This window comes from Flavobacterium praedii (assembly GCF_026810365.1).
Classification (GTDB): Bacteria; Bacteroidota; Bacteroidia; order Flavobacteriales; family Flavobacteriaceae; genus Flavobacterium; species Flavobacterium praedii.
On sequence record NZ_CP113948.1, the window covers coordinates 240,759 to 265,425 of the forward strand.

At 33.5% G+C, this 24,667-nt stretch carries 23 protein-coding genes; 12 read left to right on the forward strand and 11 right to left on the reverse strand.

Going from position 1 to position 24,667, the window contains the following annotated elements:
• Positions 1-534: 534 nt before the first annotated feature.
• The 4 genes from secA to OYT91_RS01170 form a co-directional block, all read right to left on the reverse strand.
• Positions 535-3,885 (reverse strand): preprotein translocase subunit SecA, encoded by a 3,351-nt coding sequence (gene secA, locus OYT91_RS01155; protein WP_281239159.1) that lies wholly within the window; start codon positions 3,883-3,885, stop codon positions 535-537.
• A gap of 84 nt (positions 3,886-3,969) precedes the next feature.
• On the reverse strand, positions 3,970-4,191 hold the full coding sequence (locus OYT91_RS01160; RefSeq protein WP_007138072.1) for a DUF2795 domain-containing protein: 222 nt from the start codon (positions 4,189-4,191) through the stop codon (positions 3,970-3,972).
• Positions 4,192-4,375: 184 nt separating this feature from the next.
• Positions 4,376-4,945, reverse strand: coding sequence for a cob(I)yrinic acid a,c-diamide adenosyltransferase (locus OYT91_RS01165; RefSeq protein ID WP_281239160.1), 570 nt, complete (start codon positions 4,943-4,945; stop codon positions 4,376-4,378).
• A gap of 66 nt (positions 4,946-5,011) precedes the next feature.
• Entirely contained in the window at positions 5,012-5,698 is a 687-nt protein-coding gene (locus tag OYT91_RS01170; protein WP_281239161.1) for an ABC transporter ATP-binding protein, read from the reverse strand.
• A gap of 263 nt (positions 5,699-5,961) precedes the next feature.
• On the opposite strand from OYT91_RS01170, the gene OYT91_RS01175 reads away from it, so the two are divergent.
• On the forward strand, positions 5,962-6,636 hold the full coding sequence (locus OYT91_RS01175; RefSeq protein WP_281239162.1) for a DUF6565 domain-containing protein: 675 nt from the start codon (positions 5,962-5,964) through the stop codon (positions 6,634-6,636).
• A gap of 378 nt (positions 6,637-7,014) precedes the next feature.
• On the opposite strand, the gene OYT91_RS01180 is transcribed toward OYT91_RS01175, so the two are convergent.
• Positions 7,015-7,644 (reverse strand): carbonic anhydrase, encoded by a 630-nt coding sequence (locus OYT91_RS01180; RefSeq protein WP_269223452.1) that lies wholly within the window; start codon positions 7,642-7,644, stop codon positions 7,015-7,017.
• A gap of 30 nt (positions 7,645-7,674) precedes the next feature.
• Positions 7,675-8,454 carry an O-methyltransferase gene (locus OYT91_RS01185; RefSeq protein ID WP_281239163.1) on the reverse strand — a complete coding sequence of 260 codons (780 nt, stop codon included), beginning with the start codon at positions 8,452-8,454 and terminating at the stop codon, positions 7,675-7,677.
• Between the two features lie 222 nt (positions 8,455-8,676).
• Between OYT91_RS01185 and OYT91_RS01190 the strand changes: the two genes are divergently transcribed.
• Entirely contained in the window at positions 8,677-10,227 is a 1,551-nt protein-coding gene (locus tag OYT91_RS01190; RefSeq protein ID WP_281239164.1) for an SDR family NAD(P)-dependent oxidoreductase, read from the forward strand.
• Between the two features lie 96 nt (positions 10,228-10,323).
• Here OYT91_RS01190 and OYT91_RS01195 read toward each other — a convergent pair whose 3' ends face one another.
• From OYT91_RS01195 to OYT91_RS01210, 4 genes are all read right to left on the reverse strand, one after another.
• A complete protein-coding gene (locus tag OYT91_RS01195) occupies positions 10,324-11,568 on the reverse strand; it encodes a BamA/TamA family outer membrane protein (protein WP_281239165.1) in 1,245 nt (414 codons plus the stop codon).
• Between the two features lie 238 nt (positions 11,569-11,806).
• Positions 11,807-12,289 (reverse strand): FKBP-type peptidyl-prolyl cis-trans isomerase, encoded by a 483-nt coding sequence (locus OYT91_RS01200; RefSeq protein WP_281239166.1) that lies wholly within the window; start codon positions 12,287-12,289, stop codon positions 11,807-11,809.
• A gap of 204 nt (positions 12,290-12,493) precedes the next feature.
• Positions 12,494-14,356, reverse strand: a complete 1,863-nt coding sequence (locus OYT91_RS01205; protein ID WP_269223447.1) for an ABC-F family ATP-binding cassette domain-containing protein — start codon at positions 14,354-14,356, stop codon at positions 12,494-12,496.
• Positions 14,357-14,437: 81 nt separating this feature from the next.
• On the reverse strand, positions 14,438-15,391 hold the full coding sequence (locus OYT91_RS01210; protein WP_281239167.1) for a T9SS C-terminal target domain-containing protein: 954 nt from the start codon (positions 15,389-15,391) through the stop codon (positions 14,438-14,440).
• 426 nt (positions 15,392-15,817) lie between these two features.
• Between OYT91_RS01210 and OYT91_RS01215 the strand changes: the two genes are divergently transcribed.
• The 10 genes from OYT91_RS01215 to ftsY all read left to right on the forward strand — a co-directional run bounded on the left by OYT91_RS01215 (position 15,818) and on the right by ftsY (position 23,636).
• The gene (locus OYT91_RS01215; RefSeq protein WP_281239168.1) at positions 15,818-16,993 is read left to right on the forward strand and encodes a glycosyltransferase family 2 protein; all 1,176 of its coding nucleotides are present in this window, start codon (positions 15,818-15,820) and stop codon (positions 16,991-16,993) included.
• A gap of 70 nt (positions 16,994-17,063) precedes the next feature.
• Positions 17,064-18,377 carry a dihydrolipoamide acetyltransferase family protein gene (locus tag OYT91_RS01220; RefSeq protein WP_281239169.1) on the forward strand — a complete coding sequence of 438 codons (1,314 nt, stop codon included), beginning with the start codon at positions 17,064-17,066 and terminating at the stop codon, positions 18,375-18,377.
• A 156-nt stretch (positions 18,378-18,533) separates the two neighbouring features.
• Positions 18,534-19,304, forward strand: coding sequence for a 3'-5' exonuclease (locus OYT91_RS01225; protein WP_281239170.1), 771 nt, complete (start codon positions 18,534-18,536; stop codon positions 19,302-19,304).
• Between the two features lie 72 nt (positions 19,305-19,376).
• Positions 19,377-19,988 carry a fumarylacetoacetate hydrolase family protein gene (locus OYT91_RS01230; protein ID WP_281240353.1) on the forward strand — a complete coding sequence of 204 codons (612 nt, stop codon included), beginning with the start codon at positions 19,377-19,379 and terminating at the stop codon, positions 19,986-19,988.
• Positions 19,988-20,332: an Hpt domain-containing protein gene (locus OYT91_RS01235; protein ID WP_269223442.1), complete on the forward strand. Its 345-nt coding sequence runs from the start codon at positions 19,988-19,990 to the stop codon at positions 20,330-20,332. Before OYT91_RS01230 ends, OYT91_RS01235 begins: the two co-directional genes overlap by 1 nt.
• Positions 20,333-20,463: 131 nt before the next feature.
• Positions 20,464-21,717: a CinA family nicotinamide mononucleotide deamidase-related protein gene (locus OYT91_RS01240; RefSeq protein ID WP_281239171.1), complete on the forward strand. Its 1,254-nt coding sequence runs from the start codon at positions 20,464-20,466 to the stop codon at positions 21,715-21,717.
• A gap of 72 nt (positions 21,718-21,789) precedes the next feature.
• Positions 21,790-22,026: a 50S ribosomal protein L28 gene (rpmB, locus tag OYT91_RS01245; protein WP_024980263.1), complete on the forward strand. Its 237-nt coding sequence runs from the start codon at positions 21,790-21,792 to the stop codon at positions 22,024-22,026.
• A 27-nt stretch (positions 22,027-22,053) separates the two neighbouring features.
• Entirely contained in the window at positions 22,054-22,236 is a 183-nt protein-coding gene (gene rpmG / locus OYT91_RS01250; RefSeq protein ID WP_017495179.1) for a 50S ribosomal protein L33, read from the forward strand.
• A 116-nt stretch (positions 22,237-22,352) separates the two neighbouring features.
• Positions 22,353-22,505 carry a DUF4295 domain-containing protein gene (locus tag OYT91_RS01255; protein ID WP_100429907.1) on the forward strand — a complete coding sequence of 51 codons (153 nt, stop codon included), beginning with the start codon at positions 22,353-22,355 and terminating at the stop codon, positions 22,503-22,505.
• A gap of 177 nt (positions 22,506-22,682) precedes the next feature.
• Positions 22,683-23,636 carry a signal recognition particle-docking protein FtsY gene (gene ftsY / locus OYT91_RS01260; RefSeq protein ID WP_281239172.1) on the forward strand — a complete coding sequence of 318 codons (954 nt, stop codon included), beginning with the start codon at positions 22,683-22,685 and terminating at the stop codon, positions 23,634-23,636.
• A 679-nt stretch (positions 23,637-24,315) separates the two neighbouring features.
• Here ftsY and OYT91_RS01265 read toward each other — a convergent pair.
• A complete protein-coding gene (locus tag OYT91_RS01265; RefSeq protein ID WP_269223439.1) occupies positions 24,316-24,567 on the reverse strand; it encodes a hypothetical protein in 252 nt (83 codons plus the stop codon).
• Positions 24,568-24,667: the final 100 nt, after the last annotated feature.

Below are 24,667 nucleotides of genomic sequence, written 5' to 3' on the forward strand. Positions count from 1 at the left end.
CCAATGAAAGACATTTCAAAAAAGTTTGAAAAGTGAAATTAGAATTTATATAAAATAGTTGGGTGGTCGAAAGTTCGATAATACAACCGAGATAGGTTTTTTATCTAAAGAAAAGTATTTTGATTGAGTTGAAGAAATTGATGTTACAATTGAAAAGTTCGTTTCTAAAGTATTTGCAATGTAAACCTGCTCTAATTTATCTTTGAGATTGTTTTGCATTTGTTTCTCATTATCATCAAATTTCTTTAAGCTTTTCTTAAGTTCACAATTACCATTACAAGTGTTGTTGGCAATTTCTCTTTGTACACAAATGGTTTTGGAAATCTCGTCTTGATTGATTTTGAATTTTACATATACAATTATTTCCCCAAAAGAGGGAAGAAGTAGTAATGAGGATAGTAATATGACGAAAAATTGTTTCAGACTATTTTTTTGAGCGCAAAAATAGTATTTTTTTTAAGACAATTTTATCCTTTTAATAAAAAATCCCCAACTACTTTCGTAATTGGGGATTCAAATCAAATTTATTTTTAATTAAGAAACCAAAACCCAAGCACCACTTGCGATTAAGCTTTCGGCTTTTTTGAATTTCATTTCTTGTGTTTGACCATTGGCTACATTTTGTATAGTTACTGTGTCATTTCTGTTTATTTTGGGTTGATCGCGAACGATAGTCTCAGTTACTTGTCGTTGTTGCGTTTGTCCAGCTTCTTGATTACGTTCTGCTAATTCATCAGAATTTAAAACTTCGTCTTTGCTTAACTTATAATCTTCTTTCTGACGTACAATTTTTGCTTCTTCAATAACTGGAACATTTTGCGCAGGTAAATCTCCTTTAAATAAGAACGAAATTACATCCTTGTTTACATTCTCCAACATTCCTCTAAATAAATTAAAAGCTTCCAATTTATAAATAAGTAATGGGTCTTTTTGTTCATGTACTGCCAATTGAACGGATTGTTTCAATTCATCCATTTTACGTAAATGTTTTTTCCAAGCTTCATCAACGATAGATAAAGTGATATTTTTCTCAAAATCGGCAACTAGTTGAGCTCCATTTGTTTCGTAAGCTTTTTTCAAATCAGTAACTACGTTGAATGATTTTATTCCATCTGTAAAAGGAACAACAATGCGTTCAAAATGATTGTTTCTGTCTTCGTAAACATTTTTTATAATTGGGAATGCTTCTCTAGCACTTCTTTCTGTCTTTTGAGTGTAAAATTCTAGCGTTGCTTTATAAAGCTTAGCTGTAATTTCAATTTCTGTTAATTTAGAGAAATCGGCTTCTGAAACTGGCGAAGTAAAGGAGAAATAACGAATAATATCAAATTCAAAATCTTTGAAATTATTTCTTGCTTTATTCACGTCAACGATCAATTCACAAGTGTCATAAAGCATATTGGCGATATCTAATTTTAGACGTTCACCAAACAAGGCGTGACGACGACGTTTGTAAACTACTTCACGTTGTGCGTTCATTACGTCATCATATTCCAATAAACGTTTACGAACACCAAAGTTGTTTTCTTCTACTTTTTTCTGAGCACGTTCGATCGATTTGGTCATCATAGAATGCTGAATCACTTCTCCTTCTTGCAATCCCATTCTGTCCATTACTTTGGCTACTCTTTCAGAACCAAATAAACGCATTAAGTTGTCTTCAAGAGAAACATAAAACTGAGAACTTCCTGGGTCACCTTGACGTCCTGCACGACCACGTAACTGACGGTCTACACGACGAGAGTCATGACGTTCTGTACCTACAATTGCCAAACCACCAGCCGCTTTTACTTCTGGAGATAATTTGATATCGGTACCACGACCTGCCATATTGGTTGCAATGGTCACCACTCCAGGTTTTCCTGCTTCCTCAACAATTTGTGCTTCTTGTTTGTGCATTTTTGCATTCAATACATTATGTGCTACACCACGCATTTTCAACATTCTGCTCAATAATTCTGAAATCTCTACCGAAGTTGTTCCAATAAGAACAGGTCTTCCTGCTTTTGATAATTCAGTAACATCTTCGATTACCGCATTAAACTTTTCACGAGTTGTTTTGTAGATATAATCTTCTTTGTCAATTCTGGACATTGGTCTGTTTGTTGGAATTTCTACAACATCCAATTTGTAGATTTGCCATAACTCTCCAGCTTCTGTTACCGCTGTTCCAGTCATTCCGCCCAATTTGTTGTACATTCTGAAATAGTTTTGCAAAGTAACTGTTGCAAAAGTTTGGGTAGCCGCTTCAATTTTTACGTTTTCTTTGGCTTCAATGGCTTGGTGTAATCCGTCAGAATAACGACGACCATCCATGATACGTCCTGTTTGCTCATCTACAATCATGATTTTGTTGTCCATGATTACATATTCTACATCTTTTTCGAACAAAGCGTATGCTTTCAAAAGTTGTGTCAAAGTGTGAATACGTTCGCTTTTTATACCAAAATCTTGAAATAATCTTTCTTTCTCTTCGGATTCAGCATCTTTATCCAGTTTTTTCTTTTCGATGATAGCAATTTCAGTTCCGATATCTGGAAGTACAAAAAAGTCAGCATCAGTATCGCCAGAAAGGAATTTTATTCCGTTATCTGTTAATTCTACTTGATTGTTTTTTTCTTCTATGACAAAATACAATGCTTCATCCACTTTTGGCATTTCGCGATTGTTGTCTTGCATGTATTGATTTTCGGTTTTTTGTAGCAATTGTTTGATTCCTTCTTCGCTCAAAAACTTAATAAGTGCTTTGTTTTTTGGTAAACTTCTGTAAGCTCTTAGTAATAAGAATCCACCTTCTTTTGTGTTTCCTTCTTTGATTAATTTTTTAGCTTCAGAAAGGAAACCATTGGCCAATTGGCGTTGTAAACTTACAAGGTTTTCGATTTTTGGTTTCATTTCCATGAACTCATGACGATCTCCTTGTGGAACTGGTCCCGAAATGATAAGAGGTGTACGGGCATCATCAATCAAAACAGAATCGACCTCATCCACAATCGCATAATTGTGTTTTCTTTGTACCAAATCTTCTGGCGAATGCGCCATATTATCTCTTAGGTAATCAAAACCAAATTCATTATTTGTTCCGTAAGTGATGTCTGCGTTGTAAGCATTTTTTCTTCCTTCTGAACTCGGTTGGTGATTATCAATACAATCTACAGTCAATCCGTGAAATTCGAATAAAGGGGCTTTCCACGTACTATCACGTTTGGCCAAGTAATCGTTTACGGTTACCAAATGAACACCGTTTCCAGTTAAAGCATTTAAGTATAATGGTAAGGTTGCAACCAGTGTTTTACCTTCTCCAGTTTGCATTTCGGCAACTTTTCCTTCGTGTAAAACCATTCCGCCAATCAATTGAACATCATAATGAATCATGTCCCAAGTGATTTCTTTTCCTGCAGCATTCCAAGTGTTTGCCCAAATAGCTTTATCGCCATCAAGTGTAATGTAGCTTTTGGTAGCAGATAATTCTCTGTCTTTTGCTGTAGCAGTAACCGTGATTTGTGTGTTGTCTTTGAAACGTCTTGCGGTTTCTTTTACCACTGAGAAAGCTTCTGGAAGAATCTCCATTAATGTTTTTTCAGAGATGTCATATGCTTCTTTTTCTAAAGCATCTATTGCAATATAAATATCTTCTCTTTTGTCAATATCTTCAATGCTTTCTACTTCAAGAAGAAGGCTAGCAATTTTAGCATCTTTGTCTGCACGTGCTTGTTTTATTTTTTCTTTAAAATAAGCAGTCCTGGCCCTAAGTTCATCATTTGATAAGGCTTGTAAAGTGCTTTCAAAAGTTTTAATTTTATTTAAATAAGGCTGTAATGCTTTGACATCTTTCTCAGATTTATCTCCAACAAAGATTTTAATAATACTGTTTATGAAACTCATGATTTATTTTTATTTCTAATTTTATAACTGTGTAAATTTAAACAAAAAAAAAGCCTCTTTTGAGACTTTTTCTTGGTTTACTTTTTAATATTCATCCTCATTCCAAAGATAATCTTCGTCAGTTGGATAATCTGGCCAAATTTCTTCCATTGATTCATATATCTCGCCTTCATCTTCTATAGATTGAAGGTTTTCTACTACTTCTAATGGAGCGCCTGCTCTAATAGCGTAGTCAATAAGTTCGTCTTTGTTAGCAGGCCACGGTGCATCGCTTAAATATGATGCTAATTCTAATGTCCAATACATATTTGTCGATTTAGTTTTGTGCAAAAATAAATTTTTTACTGAAAAAGACAAGTAAAAAACCATTTATTTTTTAAAAAAATTAAGAACGTATTTTCAGACAGTAAGTATTAAGATAATTAATTCTAAATTTCAAAACTGAAAATCTTTTCTAAATACTGTAAACCGTAATCTATAAAACGTCAACCTATTTTCTAGGAATCCATTTTACTTCCTCGGCGTTTAAATCATGAGACAACTTTCGTGCCAATACAAAAAGATAGTCAGAAAGTCGGTTTAAGTACTTAATTGCAATTTCAGCAACAGGCTCATTATGGCTTAAATGCACTGCTAAACGTTCTGCACGGCGGCAAACGCATCTTGCAATATGACAATATGACACGGTTTGATGTCCTCCCGGTAACACAAAATGTGTCATTGTGGGAAGTGATTCTTCCATACTGTCTATTTCATTTTCCAGTAATTCAACATCAGACTCGATAATCCCAAGTTTTTTTAGACGTAATTCGCCATTTTTCATCACTTCTTTTTCTGGAGGAGTGGCAAGAATGGCTCCGACAGTAAACAATCGATCTTGAATTTCGATTAATATTTCTTTGTAATGATTATTTATTTCTTGGTCACGGATTAATCCAATGTAGGAATTCAATTCATCTACTGTTCCATAGCTTTCGATGCGGGCATGGTCTTTTGGTACTCTAGTGCCACCAAAAAGGGCTGTGGTTCCGCCATCTCCAGTTTTTGTATATACTTTCATTTTAAGTTAGAGATTAGAAGTTAGAAGTTAGAGGTTTACAAGTTCAGAATAATTCTAACCTCTAAATTATTTTGCTGTATCACTTTCAATAACACCGTCTCTTAAACGAATTACACGATGGGCGTAAGCTGCAATTTCCTCTTCGTGTGTAACTAGAATAACAGTATTGCCATTGGCATGAATATCTCCAAAAAGTTTCATAATTTCCAAAGAAGTTTTGCTATCCAAATTTCCTGTCGGTTCATCAGCAAGTATGATGGAAGGTTTGTTTACTAATGCTCTAGCAATGGCCACACGTTGACGCTGTCCTCCTGAAAGTTGATTGGGTTGATGATCCATTCTATCACCAAGATTTACTTGGTTTAATACTTCAGTGGCTCTAGTGTTTCTTTCGGTTTTTGAATAGCCAGCATAAATCATTGGCAAGGCTACATTATCAAGGGCTGTCGTTCTTGGTAAAAGATTGAATGTTTGAAAAACAAATCCAATCTCTTTATTTCTAATTTCGGCTAGTTCGTCGTCTTTCATATGGCTTACATCTTTTCCGTTTAAGATATAAGTTCCAGATGTTGGTGTGTCTAAGCAGCCTAATAAATTCATTAAGGTAGATTTTCCAGAACCAGATGGACCCATTAAAGCTACATATTCCCCTTTGTTAATTTCTAAATCAATACCTTTTAATACATATACAATTTCATTTCCTAGTACAAAGTCTCGTTTGATATTGGTGATTTTTATAAGTGGGTTTTCCATTAGAGTTATAGATTGTAAATTTTGATTTAAGATTTTAAAAGTACAAAAGACTTTTTAATTATGATAAGTAGTTCTAGTTAGATTTTTGTTACAATTTATTCATATCTATTATCATTTGGGTAGTTTTAATTTTTATGAAATTTATATCGAATTTTGATATGTATCAGAATTTTTTGGATTGTTTGTATAATTGCTACATATATATTGGATACAATGCAACTCAAGGTACATTTGATACAGATATGTTTATTAAATCAAAAATTATGAAAACTAGAAAATTATTATTGGGAATGGCTGTAATTACTTTGGGATTATCTTCTTGCAAGGATGAAAAAAAAATACAGGCCGAAAAATCGGTAGATACCTATGTTGTCTATGTGGATTCATTAGGAAACACAGATACAGTAGTTACCAAAGAGAACTGGGAATCTATTCAAGCTAATTATGAAATAAGAAATGCTGCTGCTGAATTGGCTTTGGCTGATTTGAAAGATGATATTAAAGCACAAGAGCGAATTAATGCCAGTAGAGCCAAATATGAAGAACTTAAAGCAAAAATGGATGCGCAAACCGAAATTGAAAATCAAGCTATAATAGCGGATAATCCAAAACAACGATTGAGAAATGCACTTTTTGGTGAGGGAAAGGTTGGGAATGATATCAACTTTAATTGGGTAAATGCTAAAAATATTCTAGGTGTATACCAATTATTTGTTGATACCGCTCAAAAAAATAAAGACAATTATACCCGTGAGGATTGGGATGAAGTAAAATTAATGTATGAAGCCTTGGATAGTAGAAAAAATACAGTGGAAAACGAGGGACTTACTTCAAATGATAATATGAAAATTTCTGGATTGAAGTTGAAATTTGCTCCGATGTATACTTTAAATAGAATGGGAGCCAAGTCGGCAGAAATGGCCAAAGCAAAAAAATAATTAATTATGGAATGAAATAAAATAATTTTTCATCATAAATATTTAATTTATTATAGTTTAATTAGTGTTAAAATTAAATAAAAGTGTATTTCATCGATTTTACATAGAATATTGTCGATTTTTATTCTTGTATTTATTAAATTTGGTAATCAAAAGTTTAAATTTTAGTAGTAGGTTATTTAGGTTTAAACTTTTGTTTGATTGTTTAGCAAAAATTAATTTCATTCTAAAGCAATCAATTGAAATAAAATCTTCGGATTTTAGATTTTGTTATTCAGAATGGAAAAGACAGTCATGGGGGTGACTGTCTTTTTTTTGTTTTGATTTCAAACAAACTATTTTGAAACCGTTTTGAATCTTTTTTTAAGTAAAACTTGTTTAGTTTGATATTTTGTAAATCTGGGTAATATCTTTCAATTTTTCTGTAAAGTTGATATTAAGGTCAATTAATTTTCCACTGTGAATATCAAAAATCCATCCATATACTTTTAAATTTCGGTCGTTGAATGCTTTTTGTACTTCGGCAGTTTTGATAACATTGATGCATTGTTCTTGTACGTTTAATTCAACTAACTTTTTATATTTTTCTTCCTCATTGGTTATAGCATCAAGCGTTTTTCGATGAATTCGATAAACATCGCGGATGTTTCTTAGCCATGGGTTTAATATTCCCAAATCGGATTGTTGCATGGCTGCATGCACACCTCCACAACCATAATGACCACAAACTACGATGTGATTTACTTTCAAATGTACCACCGCATAATTGATCACTGACATCGAATTTAAGTCGGTATTTGGAACCATATTGGCAATGTTTCGGTGTACAAAAACTTCTCCAGGTTCCAGTCCCATTAGTTCTTCTGCCGAAACGCGACTATCCGAACAACCAATATAAAGAAATTCGGGAGATTGTCCTTTTGATAATTTTTCAAAATAGTTTTTATCTATTTGGAGCTGTTTGATAATCCATTTTTGGTTATTTTCAAAAATTTGGTTGATGTCCATAATGTAATTTTAAATTTTAAAACGGCAAATTTATGTTCTGATTATAAAATGCTGTTTGGGTTGCTCGTATCTAAAGAAGACCAATCCCCATTGAAAAGTATCTATGCTTACCGTCACTTTTGGATGGTTTTTTATAATTTCCCAGGCCGCTTCCATGTCTGCAGACCAATGAATATCATCAAAAATCCAAACTGTTTCATTAGTAATAGTTGGTAACAATAACTCAAAATAGTCTAATGTTGCTTTTTTAGAATGGTTGCCATCAAAGTAAATCAATTGGTAGCTTTCTGTTTTCTGTTGGCAGTTTTGCAGATAACTTAAAAAATCGGTTTCAACACATTCTATAGTATTACAATTGAATTTTTCCAGTTGAATTTTTGCAACTGCAATTGTATTTGGACAACCTTCGAGCGTTATGATTTTTGCTTTTGGATTTCCTAATGCAAGTGCAGAAGTTGCCAATCCTAATGAAGTTCCAATTTCTAAAACAGTTTCAGGTTGAAAATAATGGACAATTCGATACAATAATTGGGCTCGTTTGGGGGAGATTCCAGCCGTTTCTGCAATTTTTGAAATTTGTCTGATATTAGATTTAAAAACTCGAGAACCTGCACCAAAGTCGGTTACAGCAATGGTGTTTTTATTTTGCAAAAGTTCGTTTCGGTACCTTTTTAAAATGGCATATTCTGGTTTGTATTTTTTGTCATAAAAACATTTGGTCAATAAATTAAAGACAAATGGGGAATGAACTGCATGTTCGTTTTTGGATTGCCAAAGGAATTTAAGATAAGATTTGATTTGGAATAACATAAAGACTGTTTCACAAAGGTTCACAAAGAAAATGCGAAGATACACAGAGATTTTTTAAGTATTCAATATCTAAAAACTAAACTTTGTGCTTCGCTGTGTTTTCTCTAGATTCCTTGTGAAATAGCATTTTATTAAAGTATAAGCCAATATTTAACAGTCCCAAAATTTAAAACTATCTTTGCTCCCTTGAAATTTACATCAAGAAAAGTAAAGAATATAATAATGATGACGGAAGAAACAGCTATTAAAAGTGCAATAACATTGGAGGAAATTAACCATTGCATCACTATTTTGACACAACTCAATACAGATACAGATCAAATTTTTGAAATACCAAAAGAACAACGAACAGCATTAATTAAAGCAGCAGGTCAGTTTTCGAGACCAGATCGCGATGAGTTTGCCCGTCGAAAAAAAGACGGAAAAGCAGTAGCCAAACGCAAGCAGGAAAAGAAAGACAGAACGGCCCGTAAAGAAACTGGAATTCGATCTGCTCGTGAAGCAAGTATATTTGTAGCTCCCAAATTATTGGCTGTAAATGATCTTGCCAATAAAGAGCAATTGGAATTGGAGACACCCCAGAATTGTTATGTATGCAAAACAGAGTTTACTAGAATGCATCATTTTTACGATTCGATGTGTCCGGATTGTGGTGATTTTAATTATGCCAAACGTTTTCAAACCGCAGATGTAAAAGGGCAAATTGCCGTGATTACGGGTTCACGCTTAAAAATAGGGTATCATATTACTTTGATGTTACTTAGAGGTGGAGCAACAGTTATTGCAACAACCCGTTTTCCTGTGGATTCGGCTTTGCGATTTGCAAAGGAAGATGATTTTATGGAGTGGGGACACCGCTTAAAAATTCACGGATTAGATTTGAGGCATATTCCAAGTGTAGAGATTTTTTGCAATTTCATAGAACAAAAATATGGAAGGTTGGATATTCTAATCAATAATGCTGCACAAACGGTAAGACGACCAGCTGGGTTTTATACGCACTTGATGGAAAATGAAGAACGAGCCATCGCTAGTTTGCCAAAATCTGCTCAAGAATTATTATTGGACCACACCAATTGTTTAGATGAGTTAAAAGTATTGACTTTGGGAGCTTCTTCCAACCAAAATATGCCAGTAACGTGGCACGGACCAGAACCCGGAATTGGTTTAAGGGCTTCTGCTAGATTATCCCAAATTCCGTATTCTTTTGACAATACGTTGGTCGCGCAAGAAGTTTTCCCGGAAGGAGAACTCGATGCCGACTTGCAACAAGTAGATTTAAGAAAAACTAACAGCTGGCGTTTGAAATTGGGACAAATCGAAACTACAGAAATGATTGAAGTGCAGCTAGTAAATTCGGTAGCTCCATTTGTATTGTGCAATCGACTTTCGGAAGTGATGAAGAAAGACATTACGGGCAAAAAACACATTATCAACGTTTCGGCAATGGAAGGAAAATTTTATCGTGATTTCAAGGAAGACCGTCATCCGCATACCAATATGGCCAAAGCGGCTTTGAATATGCTCACACACACAGCCGCAGGAACTTTGGCCAAAGATGGGATTTTTATGAATGCTGTCGATACAGGTTGGGTAACCGATGAAGATCCTGCCGAATTGGCCAAAAGGAAACAGGAAGAACAAGATTTTCAACCACCTTTAGATATCGTTGATGGAGCAGCACGGGTTATGGATCCTTTGTTTGATGGTATTAATACTGGAAAACACTGGTGCGGAAAGTTTTTGAAAGATTACAATCCGATTGCTTGGTAGAATTAGTCTCGATTTTAAGTCTCAATGGACACATTGGAGCTAATTTGAAGAAGACTTCTATCATACTGCGACTGAAAACTGCGACTTGAATAGTAGTTAGAATCCTTCTCCATCATTAAAATAGAATGTTTCAGAATCACGACCCAATCCAAAGTTGACTATAAAATTGGTTAGAGTGTTTTTGTCTAAAAGAACTCTCAATCCAAGTCCAATTGCGGGTTGAATGGATTCGAATAAATGGAGGTTTTTATCTTCCGAACTGGCAGTTGTAGCATTAGCAAAAACCGTTCCGCTGATCATTTGGTTTTTTGTAATTGGGAAACGATATTCGCTTTCAAAATACATCAAGTTGGTTCCTCTAAACAAACCTTGAGTATATCCTTTCCCGCTACGGCTATTTTGATCCCAACCTATTGCAGGTTGATTCAAATAAGGTTGTCTTCCACTTGTTAAAAATTGGCCATACGCCCAAAAACCAATTACATGTTGTTTGTTTGTTTTACTGATGGGAATAAAATATCGAGATTCCAGCAATAGTGTAGCGCTCTTGTGTTTATTAATATCGTTTTGTGGATTATAGCGATAATTCATGTTCAAATACAAACCGTTATTAGTGTTTATTAAATTGTCTCTAGCATCATAAATTAAGTTTAAACTAAAGCCATTTACAGCATAGTTTTTATCACTGAACCCGTATTTTTTTGAGTAATTGTAATGGTAAGTATATTGCATATTGGCAACATTCAATAACTTGTCATTTATATTGGTATAACTATCAAAATGAATTCCTAATCCAATAAAAAAAGAGCGATAGATATTATAAGAAACGGTTTCGTGAAATTTAAAATAATTATAATTCATTGGTTGCTCGATACTATTATAATCGAATTTCTTAAATTCGGCTCCCCAAGGAATAATATCGGTTCCTAATCCATAATTGGATTGAGAGAAAATATAATATCGAAAATCACCACTAAAAAAAAAGTGGTCATTACTGATGTACATATTGTTTTTTAAATAGGTCAAGACTTGTTTTTGGGAACTATAGGATGCACCACCAGATAGTAATGAGATTTTATTTTCTGGTTTTAATTTAAAACTAAATTGACTTATGAACCCAAGAGTAAATCCATTTGCGGGTTGATAGCCTAATGTAGGGAATGCTATTAAATTTGTTTTAGAATCAGGTTTGCTGATTTTTAGTGTATCTTCTTTGGTAAATAAATCAACAATGGAGCGTAGTTTTTGTTTTATTTCTTTCTCTTTTTTCTCTTCCTGTGAAACGATTGTTTGAGAATAAAAAAAAGAAAAAATAAATAAGACTACGAATTTTGATTTCAAATTATTTTTAAAAGTCATACTAAAGACCTGAGTTATATCCAAACCCGTTTATTTTTCTGAATTAATATTTTTTTCAACAAAAGATAAAACTAAGCAAAATTTCTCATAGAGATTTAATTATTGTAATTAAAGTGATTTAACTTTATATCACTTGAATGAAATAAAATCAATAAAAAAGAAAAGCCACATTAGAAATGAATTTCGTTGTGGCTTTTTTATGTATTAATTGGCTATAAAATTAATTTACTGAAATTAATTTAACATCAAAAATAAGTACCGAACCACCAGGAATAGGTCCCATACTGTTATTTCCGTACCCTAATTGTGCTGGTACCAAAAGAATAGCACTTCCTCCAGTTTTTAAATAAGGAATTCCTTCTGTCCAACCTTTTATAACTTGATCCAATCCAAAAGAGATTCCTTCAGGACCACTTTGGTCAAATACGGTTCCATTAGTGAAATAACCTTTATAAGCAACCGTTACATTTGAAGTTGCAGTTGGTTGTTTTCCAGTTCCAGGATCGGTAATTACATAATACAATCCCGAATCACTTTTTATAGTTTTTAAATTGTTTTTGGCTATGTAGTCGGTAATTTCTTTATTGTTTTTAGCAACGAAATCTACTGAAATTTCTTTTTGAATTGTAGGTTCTTTTTCTTTTCCTTTTGAACAAGAAATAAAAAGAGTCAAGGCTAGTAGGGCAAATAATAATGGTTTCATAGAAAAATATTTTTAAAGAAAGCAAATATAGTAAAACCGATAGTGATTTTATAAAAAAGATTTTTCGTGACTTTTATTTGAAAATTTTTAATTTAATGGAACAAAAAATTGTTTGACAAAATAATAAAGCCATAACGAAAATTAAATTTTGTTATGGCTTTTAGAACTATTCTTTAATATGTGTTTATCTCTGCAAACTAAAATTTATCCTTCCAATTTTGCACTCAACTCAAACCATCTTTCCTCTTTGTTCTCAATTTTCTTGATGATGTTTTCCAGTTCTTTGGCTTTCTTTTCGATATCGGCATCTGCTACTTTTCCATCAGAGAATAATTGCTCAATTTTGGTTTTGTCAATCTCCAATTCCTTGATTTCTTTCTCTATCTTTTGAAATTCTTTTTGCTCGTTGAAAGTCAAATTTCCAGTCGGATTGTTTTGCTTCCACTCTTTTTTCTCTGTTTTGTTATCTTCTTTTTGAGCCACATCAGTGCTGTCTTCATAGGCTCTAAAATCAGAGTAATTTCCAGGAAATGTTTCAATTTCTCCTTGACCTCTAAAAATAAACAACTGATCTACAATTTTGTCCATAAAATAACGGTCATGCGAAACCACTACCAAACAGCCCGGGTAGTCCAAAAGGAAACTCTCTAATACATTCAATGTCACAATATCCAAATCATTCGTTGGCTCATCGAGAATCAAAAAGTTTGGGTTCTGAATCAAAACGGTACATAAATACAGACGTTTCAATTCGCCTCCGCTTAATTTTTCTATATAGTCGTATTGTTTTTTAGAATCAAAAAGAAAACGCTCTAACAATTGCGAAGCCGAAATCAGTCTGCCTTTTGTTAACGGAATAAATTCTCCGTATTCCTTAATGACATCGATTACACGTTGCCCTGGTTTTGGGTTAATTCCGCTTTGGGTATAATAACCAATTTTTATGGTATCACCCACAACCACTTTTCCACCATCCAACGGAATAGTTCCTGTCAAAAGATTCAAGAAAGTAGATTTTCCAGTTCCGTTTTTACCAATGATTCCAATGCGCTCTCCACGTTGAAAATCATAACTGAAATTATCCAAAATGACGTGATCTTTGAATTTTTTAGAAATTTTGTGAAGCTCGATGATTTTGCTTCCCATACGTTCCATGTTAATTTCTAGTTCGACTACATTTTCTTTTCTGCGACTTTGGGCTTTTTCCTTAATATCATAAAAATCGTCCTGACGCGATTTCGATTTGGTTGTTCTCGCTTTTGGTTGGCGACGCATCCATTCCAATTCTTTGACAAATAAGTTTTGTGCTTTATCAACACTCGCATTTTCGGAGGCGATGCGCTCTTCTTTTTTCTCTAAATAATACGAATAGTTTCCTTTGTATTGGTATATTTTTCCGTTGTCCAACTCAATTATTTCATTACAAACACGCTCCAAGAAAAAACGGTCGTGTGTCACCATGAATAATGTGATATTTTCTTTGGCAAAATAACTTTCTAACCATTCGATCATTTCAAGATCCAAGTGATTTGTTGGTTCATCCAGAATCAATAAATCGGGACGGTTGATCAAAATAATAGCCAGTGACAATCGTTTTTTCTGTCCACCCGAAAGGTTTTTTACTTTCAGTTTAAAGTCTTCCAACTTCAATTTGAACAAAATTTGTTTGTATTGCGTTTCAAAATCCCAAGCATTGTGCTGATCCATTCCGTCAAAAGCTTTTTGATAGGCTTCTTCATCCTCAGGATTTTCGAGTGCTTTTTCATAAGCTTCTATAATCTTTAAACTCTCATTATCCGATGCAAAAATGCTTTCTTCAATCGTTAATTCGTCTTGCAGTTTATTGTCTTGTGACAAAAAAGCCATTCGAATGCTTTTTCTCAGCACAACTTGACCAGTATCGGGCTCGTCAAAACCATTAATAATGTTCATTATGGTAGTTTTACCCGAACCGTTTTTGGCGATAAAGGCAATTTTTTGATCTTTGTTAATTCCAAAGGAAATGTCTTTGAACAGCGTACGCTCCCCAAAAGATTTAGATATATTCTCTACTGATAAATAATTCACAAGGCTAATTTTTTGGCAAAAGTAAGCTATTATGAGACTAAATGCGAATTGTTTATTTTGAAACTAAGAAAGACAAGGCAATCATTCTTTTAAATACGGACTCAAATCAATTGAATGTATTTGTTGTGGAGTGTTTACAAATGGTTTTTTTACAGTTGCTTCATTAGTCAAATAAAATACTTTCCCATCTTCGCTAGCAATTCCTTCAACTTGATGAAAGGGAAGTTCAATTTTAATTTTTCGTTTATTCCCAGCCGAAAAATCATTGTTTTTGTAATCATATAATAGGTATACAAACGGCTGAAGCATTTTTGAATACCCACACAAAACAATTCCTTTTTTCATAGGTAATACCGTTGCGCCTGTAATCAGTCCTTGCACATTCAGAGTCTCTTTGAGTTGGGCAATGTGCGTCCCGGGATTTTTTGGTAAAGAATACAAACTCGTTTTCTCACTATTCCATTGTTTGCTAAATAAATATATACTGTCCTGTAAAACTACAAATGCCTCACAGTCAAAATCGGTGGTGTTTGCTTTCTGAACATTGAAATCCGTTTGGTTTTCATACGAAAAAGCAATAGTGTCAATTATAGGTACGTTTTCCAAAACTGACTTTTTATCAACTCTCAAAATCCGTAAATCTTTTCGGTTGCCTTTGTAATTATTCCCAAAATCACCAATATAGAGATATAAACTGTCTTGCGAAATTTCCTCCCAGTCATTGTTTTTTAATCCTTGTAGTGTAATTTTCTTCTGGATTTTTCCTTTTTTGTCTAGTCCATAAAGAGTAGTATCGTGATCGTCATTGTGTGTCCATAATAAATGTTCAAAAGCAATCAAACCCGAAGTTTCCTTAATCGAATCGCTTAGTTTTTCTGTAGATTTCGCCTTTACTTTTGCGGATGTGTACTCACAACTTCCATTATTTTCGGTGGCTTTTGGGTTGAATTTTTTCGCCAAACGATCCGTACAGCCCTGAATTTGGGAATAAGAACCAGTTACAACCAGTAAGAAAAGTAGAATCGTTTTTAGCATCGCAGTATTCAAATAGAAATCAAAAGCAAGATATTAAACAATTCTATAATAAAAAGGTTTTGGAGCGAATGATTGAGCATTTTTGGAGACATCGTTCCCGCTATCCGTTATATTCCCGATTAACAAAAACTACGACAAAAACGCCTTGTTTTTCTAAATCGGGAGATGCCACTTCTATCGGGGCTCAAGAGGTTTTATGGTTTTTGGGATTGATTTTTTTGATAAGGCAATTGTCTTTCCTAAATATGAGAAAGCTCCATAAATAGAGCTGTAATTCGGTAATAAAGCAGGTAATTAATCAAAATAAAAAGCTGTCTAGCTCTATATTTTTTTCTTCTTTAATAACTAATAACTGCTATAAGAGTCATGAATATAAAAAACAAATGGGATTGTTTTTTTGGAATTTCTATTCTTTATATTTGCCTTATGCAATTATCCGTTATCATTCTCAATTATAATGTTCGCTATTTTTTAGAACTCTGTGTGCAAAGCGTACAAAGCGCTACAGAAAACATATATGCCGAAATCATTGTGGTAGACAACAATTCTTCTGACGATAGTTGCAACATGATAAAATCACGTTTTCCAAATGTGAAGCTCATTAGAAACAATCAAAACGTTGGCTTTCCAAAAGGCAATAATATAGGAGTAGCTCAGGCAAAAGGGGAATACATTTGTATTCTAAATCCAGATACTGTCGTTGCTGAAGATACGTTTGAAAAAGTATTGAATTTCGCCAAAAAGCAAAATAATCTTGGAATTGTAGGTGTAAAACTAATCGACGGAACGGGTAATTTTCTACCCGAAAGCAAAAGAGGGATTCCTACGCCGTGGGTTGCCTTTACTAAAATTTGCAGTTTGTATAAAATCTTTCCAAAATCTAGATTTTTTAATCAATATTATGCGCAGCATTTATCTGAAAATGAAACGGGTGAAGTAGAAATTTTGGTGGGGGCTTTTATGTTCCTGAAAAATGAGTTGTACAATGAGGTAGGCGGTTTTGATGAAAATTGTTTTATGTATTCAGACGATATTGATTTGTCGTATATGGTATTGCAAAAAGGAAAGACGAATTATTATTATCATGACACAACTGTAATACATTATAAAGGAGAAAGCACAATTAAGGATGGAACTTATATGAAACGATTTCAAGAAGCAATGACGTTTTTCTATAAAAAACATTTCCAAGTATCCGTTTTTTTTAATGTATTTATGAGGATAGGAATTGTGTTTTTTTCTGTAATAAAAAGAATTCAGGGTAGGTCTAAAACTAAAACAACTTCTAGAAAATATTTGTTATTATCGACTTCTGAAACGGTAGTGAAAAATATAATAGGTGTAGTTCAAAAAAAGGTAAATTTTCTCGAATGGAAATCAGAAAAAGAGGTAAATTTGTCATCAAATTCAATAAAAAAAGGGACGCAAATTATTATGGATAATGAGTTTTTTTCTTTTAAAGAATGCATTAAAATTCATGAAAGGTTTAAAAATAAAGGAATAACCTTTAGAATTATACCTAAAAATGCAGATTTTATCATTGGAAGTGATTCTTCTAATGATAGAGGAGAGGTTGTAATAATCGGTAAAAATTACATTTAGTGTAATTTATATTGATAATATTCATTAATTTCGCAAACAGAAAATCAAAATCATCTTTTAGATTAACAATATGGCAAGATTTGAATTAAAGCTTCCTAAAATGGGAGAGAGCGTTGCAGAAGCAACCATCACAAATTGGTTAAAAGAAGTTGGCGACAAAATTGAAGCGGATGAAGCTGTTTTGGAAATTGCTACCGATAAAGTTGATTCCGAAGTCCCATCGGAGGTTTCGGGTGTTCTTGTCGAAAAATTGTTTGGTAAAGATGATTTGGTTCAAGTAGGACAGACCATTGCTATTATTGAAACTCAAGGAGGAAGTGTTGAAGCGCCAAGTCTTGAGATTACATCAGCCATTGTAGAAGAGATTCAAAAAACAGTTGAAGTAGCTAAAGAATCTGTTGCAACTCCAATTAGTTTTTCTGAAAGTGATAAATTCTTTTCTCCATTAGTAAAAAATATTGCAAAAGAAGAAGGGATTTCTTTGGGTGAATTGGTGAGTATAAAAGGTACAGGAAAAGAAGGACGTGTTACCAAAGAAGATATATTGAGTTACGTAAAAAATAGAGGATCTCAACCAGCAACTGTGGTGGAGACACCAGTCAAAGCGATTGAAACTCCAAAGGTTTCTGCTGTAAGTACTCCGTCACAAAAGGTTTCTCCTATTTCTGTAAGTGGAGGAGATGAAATCGTAGAAATGGACAGAATGACCAAGCTTGTTGCTGGATATATGGTGGCTTCTGTGCAAACTTCGGCGCACGTACAGTCGTTTGTTGAGGTAGATGTGACAAACATTGTAAAATGGAGAGAGAAAAATAAGAATATTTTTGAGAAACGTGAGGGAGAGAAATTGACTTACACTCCAATTTTTATGGAAGCAGTCGCCAAAGCATTAAAGGATTTTCCTGATATGAATGTCTCAGTCGATGGTGATTTTATTATAAAAAAGAAAAATATAAACCTTGGAATGGCAGCTTCATTGCCAAATGGAAATCTAATCGTTCCAGTTATAAAAAATGCAGACCAATTGAATTTGGTGGGAATGGCAAAAGCAGTGAATGACTTAGGTGGTCGTGCCAAAGCAGGAAAGCTAAAACCAGATGATACACAAGGAGGAACTTATACAGTTACCAATGTAGGTACTTTTGGAAGCGTTTTTGGAACGCCAATTTTGAACCAGCCGCAAGTTGGTATTTTGGCACTCGGTGCAATACGAAAAATGCCAGCGGTTATAGAAACTCCAGACGGTGATTTTATAGGGATTCGCCAAAAAATGTTCTTGTCTCACAGTTATGATCATCGTGTTGTAAATGGTGCGCTTGGTGGAAACTTTGTAAAACGCGTAGCCGATTATCTTGAAGCATTTGATGTAAATAGAGATTGCTAAGTTGTGTCTAAAATTATAATAAATAGCCCTTTTAAAGTTTTGAACTTTGTAAGGGTTATTTTTTTTTGGAACTTCGTGATTTTGTGCCTTCAGGGTAAAATAAATTAGCAAAACTCATGGTTAAAATTTATATTTGTACCAATTCAAACACAAAAAATGGAACTAAAACTCAATAAGCCAATTTGTTTTTTCGATCTTGAAACTACAGGAATTGACATTGGAAAAGATAGAATTGTAGAAATATCAGTTTTTAAAGTTTTCCCAAACGGAAATAAAGAAAGTAAAACATGGTTGGTAAACCCAACAATTCCAATTCCGCCACAATCAACCGCCATTCATGGAATAAGTGATGAAAAAGTAGCTAATGAACCTACATTTAATGAACTTGCACCTCAAGTTTATAATATGATTAAGGATAGTGATTTGGCTGGATTCAATTCAGATCGTTTTGATATTCCATTGTTAGCAGAAGAATTATTGCGTGCAGGAGTAGATTTTGATATGAAAGGTAGGGTTTCTGTTGATGTGCAAACCATTTTTCATAAAATGGAAGAGCGTACCTTGAGTGCGGCTTTGAAATTTTACTGTGGCAAAGGACTTGAAAATGCTCATTCAGCTGAAGCAGATACGATGGCAACTTATGAAATCCTAATGGCGCAATTGGAGCGTTATCCTGAATTGGAAAACGATATGAAATCTTTGTCTGAGTTTACTACCAGAAAAAAAATCGCTGATTTTGCCGGAATGATAGCTTTTGATGCTGATAACGAGGAGGTTTTTACCTTTGGAAAACATAAAGGAGTCAAAGTAGATAAGATTTTAGAGTCGGAGCCAGGTTATTATAGTTGGATTCAAAATGCTGATTTTCCATTGTATACCAAAAAAGTTTTGACAGCTATTAAATTAAGAAAATTAAATACGAAATAATGCCCCCTTGCCCCCGAAGGGGGAATGAGCAATAATGAAGCTCCCCCTTCGGGGGTTGGGGGGCTGATAATTATGAAAATAATCTGTATCGGCAGAAATTATGCCAGTCATATTGAAGAATTAAAAAATGAGCGTCCAACGGAGCCTGTTGTTTTTATGAAGCCGGATTCGGCAATTTTGTTAAAACAACATCCTTTTGTGATTCCAGAATTTTCCGAAGACATTCATCATGAAATTGAACTTATTGTAAAAATAAGTAAAGTCGGAAAATATATAGAACCTAAATTTGCCCATAAATACTATGAAGAAGTAAGTGTGGGGATCGATTTTACGGCAAGAGATCTACAAGCTAAATTAAAAGAAAAGGGACTTCCGTGGGAAAAAGCCAAAGCATTTGATGGCTCAGCGGTTATAGGAGAATTTTTGCCTAAAAGTCAGTTTGTTTCATTAGAAAATATTACATTTGAATTAACAAACAATAATAGTATCGTACAGAAAGGGAATACTAATAGAATGTTGTGGAATGTCGATGAGTTAATATCGTATGTTTCTCAATTTTTTACGTTAAAGATTGGAGATATTATTTTTACAGGGACTCCAGAGGGGGTTGCTGCTGTAAATCCTGATGATGTTTTAGAGGGATTTTTAGAAGGAAATAAACTATTTAGAATACAAGTAAAATAATGGCTTTAAAATACAACTTAGCAAAAGTTTATGCACTTTCGGATAATGATCCAGAGTTCGTAAATGAAATTTTAAATTTATTTGTCACCGAAGTTCCTGAAGACTTGATGCAAATTGGAGAGGGGATCAAAAAGAAAGATCATAAACATGCCTATGCTTTTGCACATAAATTGAAGCCTACATTGGATTTACTTGGTTTGAATGTGGCATTCGAGGAAATTTTGCAAATTGAGGCTTGGACCAAAACAGAAGGCAAAAAGAAAGAAATAATTGAAACTTACAAGAGTGTAAAATCTCAGGTAAAGGATGCTATAAAAGAGTTGAGAAAAGATTTCGATCTTTAAAAATTTATTTTTTATCGTTTTTAATTCCTTTAAAACTAAAAAAAAACATTAAATAATCCACGACTGTATTGATTTATACAGTTGGAGGATTATTTTTTTTATCTTATGCAAAATGTAAATAGGGTCAAAATATGAAAGCAGCAATAGTTACCATTGGCGATGAAATTTTAATTGGTCAAATTGTAGATACAAATTCGGGTTTTATAGCAAAAGCTTTGGATAAAATTGGCGTTGAGGTATATGAAATGCTGTCCATAAGTGATTCGCAAGAACACATATTGGATACATTTTCAAAACTTCAAAATACGGTAGATATTGTAATCATTACGGGAGGTCTAGGGCCAACAAAGGATGATGTAACCAAGAAAACGTTTTGTGATTATTTTGAAGACGAATTGGTGATTGATGAATCTGTTTTGGCTCATGTTACAGAATTGATTGAAGGGTATTTTAAAAGAAAAATAACTCAAATCAACAAAGATCAAGCATTAGTTCCCTCGAAAGTGACAGTCCTTCATAATCGATATGGAACTGCTCCTGGTTTATGGATGAAAAAAGAAAAAACTGTTTTTGTTTCTCTTCCAGGTGTCCCTTTTGAGATGAAATATTTGGTTGAAAACGAGATTATTCCAAAGTTAGTTAACGAATATGACCGCCCCTATATTCTGCACAAAACGATATTAACGTATGGGCAAGGCGAGAGTCTAGTAGCTGAGCGTATTGAAAAATGGGAGGATAGTTTGCCTTCTTTTTTAAAGCTGGCATATTTGCCGAGTTTTGGAAAATTACGGTTGCGCCTCACAGCGCGCGGAACAGATAAAAAAATGCTAGAAGAAGCAATAGCAGATTATGTAGATTCTTTAGATTCAATTATCCATGATATAATTGTCGGTTTTGAGGAAGAGGATACTATAGAAGTTGTTTTGGGAAAAATTTTGTCTAAGCAAAATGTAACATTATCAACTGCAGAGAGTTGTACTGGAGGGAAAATTGCGGAAATGATTGCATCAGTTCCAGGAGCTTCCAGTTATTTTAGAGGAAGTGTCGTGGCTTATGCAACAGAAGTGAAGATTCATGTACTTGGTGTTTCGGAAAGTTTGATACAGGAACACACAGTTGTTAGTGCCGAAGTCGCAAAAGCTATGGCTTTGAATGTAAAAGCATTACTCAAAACTGATTATGCAATTGCAACTACAGGTAATGCAGGACCGTCAAAAGGAGAGGCAAGTGCCAATGTTGGAACAGTATATATTGCATTAGCAACACCAAATGAAGTTGTTGTTGAAATGTTTGATTTTGGTCAACCCCGTGAAAAAGTGATAGATAGGGCGGCTGTTAAAGGACTTGAAATGTTACTGAAAGAAATTTCAAAAAAAGAGCTATAATTTTTTTGGTTTATAGGTTTATTTTTCTTTTCTTTGCACCCTGATTTTAGATAACGATAAAAGATAAGTATAATGTCAAGAGTTTGTGACCTTACAGGTAAAAGAGCGATGGTAGGAAATAACGTTTCTCACGCTATGAACAAAACTAAGAGAAAATTTTCTGTAAACTTAGTTAAAAAGCGTTTTTATCTTCCAGAAGAAGATAGATGGATTACTCTTAGAGTAGCAGCATCTACGATAAAAACAATTAATAAAAATGGAATCGCTGCAGTTTTGAAAAAAGCGCAGTCAGAAGGATTTATTAAATAATCTTTTCCAAAATAAACAAATAGCAAGATGGCAAAGAAAGGGAATAGAATCCAGGTAATTTTAGAATGTACTGAACACAAAACTTCAGGTGTTGCAGGAACTTCTAGATACATAACAACAAAGAACAAAAAAAATACTCCAGACAGATTAGAGATTAAAAAATTTAATCCAATCTTGAAAAGAGTAACTGTTCACAAAGAAATTAAATAATTATAAATTTTTACTTTTTGTGAAAATTTAAAATAATCCATTAATTAGAGATTTTAATAAAGATCCCAAATGAACCCATTTGAAGATTTTATTGAATTTCAAATAACATTTGAATCATGGCAAAGAAAACCGTAGCATCGTTACAAACATCTTCTAAGAGATTATCAAAAGCCATCAAAATGGTGAAATCTCCAGTAACTGGAGCATATACATTCGTTGAATCTATTATGGCTCCTGAAGAAGTTGATGAATTCTTGAAAAAGAAATAATTAACTATTACATTTTATAGAAAAGCTACTTTCATTCGGAAGTAGCTTTTTTATTTTCTATATTTACACCTTGAAAATAAAATGCTTTTCGGGTATTTTATTAAAAGCAGATTAAAACATTTTAATTGATTTTTCTTGCTTAAGTTGACAAATGTAAATTACAAATAATTAAACTCCATGAGCTTTTTTAAAAAAATATTCTCGTCAGAGAAAAAACAATCATTAGATAAAGGTCTAGAAAAAACAAAAACAACTTTTTTTTCCAAGTTATCCAAAGCGGTTGCAGGAAAATCAAAAGTGGATGATGATGTATTAGATAATTTAGAGGAAATTCTTGTTTCTTCGGATGTTGGGGTGAATACAACGCTTAAAATAATTACTCGAATAGAAAAAAGAGTAGAAGCGGATAAATATCTAGGAACTGATGAACTCAATCAAATATTGAGAGACGAAATTGCAGGGTTATTATCAGAAACCAATTCTGGTGAAGCCACTGAGTTTGTTATTCCTGTAAATACCAAACCTTATGTTTTGATGGTAGTGGGTGTGAATGGTGTGGGTAAAACAACAACCATTGGTAAACTAGCCTATCAATTCAAAAAAGCTGGCTTTAATGTAGTTCTTGGAGCTGCAGATACTTTTCGAGCTGCTGCGATTGATCAATTGCAAATTTGGGCAGATAGAGTAGGCGTGCCTATTGTTAGACAAGAAATGGGAAGCGATCCAGCTTCGGTAGCTTTTGATACATTGCAATCGGCGGTGGCTCAAAATGCCGATATTGTTATTATTGATACTGCAGGTCGTTTGCATAATAAAATTAACCTGATGAACGAACTTTCTAAAGTAAAACGGGTGATGCAAAAAGTGGTTGGCGATGCGCCTCACGATGTAATGCTTGTTTTGGATGGTTCTACAGGACAAAACGCATTTGAACAAGCCAAACAATTTACGGCAGCAACAGAAGTTTCTTGTTTAGCGGTTACCAAGTTAGACGGTACTGCCAAAGGTGGCGTTGTTATTGGTATTTCAGATCAATTTCAGATTCCAGTTAAGTATATTGGAGTGGGAGAAGGAATTGAAGATTTGCAGGTTTTTAATAAATACGAGTTTGTAGATAGTTTTTTTAAATAATAGATGTTCATGAATTTTTCTTCACTAAAAAACACGAATCCAATATACTTTTATTTTGTAAGTATTGTGGCTTTTGTATTGGCTAACGTTATTAGAACAACCAGTGTCAGTTTTTATTATGTATTGTTGATTGTTGGTTTGGTCTTTTTCTTTCTAGGTTTGATGAGAAGGATTAAGAAATAGGTAACTACATTTCGATAGTTATCAAGAATAAAAAGTGTAGAGGTGTTTCGTAATTAGGAAATTACGAAACACCTCTAATTATTTAAGGGCTTTTTTCTAATGGCTGAGTTGTAAGTGAAAATGATTTTTCGCTATCCTAATAGTATTACGAAAAGCTTTTGAGGTTGCGGAATAAATTAATGGCCTAGATTTTTCTTTAGAATGGAAAGACTTATCGTATCATAGTCCCCTTTATTGTATATAGCGACAAATGTTATAATTGTTTCTGAAATGTTTACAATAGCTTCATAAGTAATAACTCGTCCACCACCGCTGGTTCCTTTTCCTTTGGATTTTATGTCTATTCTTAATTTTTTGAAACCAGAACCTAAATCAATGCCTAGTTTTGGATTTTCTAAAATAGTATTTGATAAATTTTTTAAATCTGTTTTTAAGGAGGGGTGTTTTTTTGCTTAAAGTTTTAAAATCTTTATTAAAATCATCTGTTGTTTCAAAACTATAATTCATCAAACAACTCTTGTAATGGTTTTCCTTTTCGAGTTCCTGCTCCAATTTCTTTAGCGTGTTTTGCCGAACGTCTTAAGGTTTTTAAAAAAGCTTCCTCTTTTTGGCTAAGTTCTGGAGATTCTAAACTATTTGTTGGATTGTTTATTTCAATTCCTTTACTTCCAGCATCAGTGAGTATCTTTACCAATTCAAGGACTACTTTTCCTGCCTTGGTTTTCTCATTTATAGTTAGCGTTGTCATAATCTTAGTTTTATAATAACAAATATACAAAATACTAGCAGTGATTTACTTTTGAGATTCCAAAAAATATAAAAGCTCTTGTAACCTGATGCCTTAGATT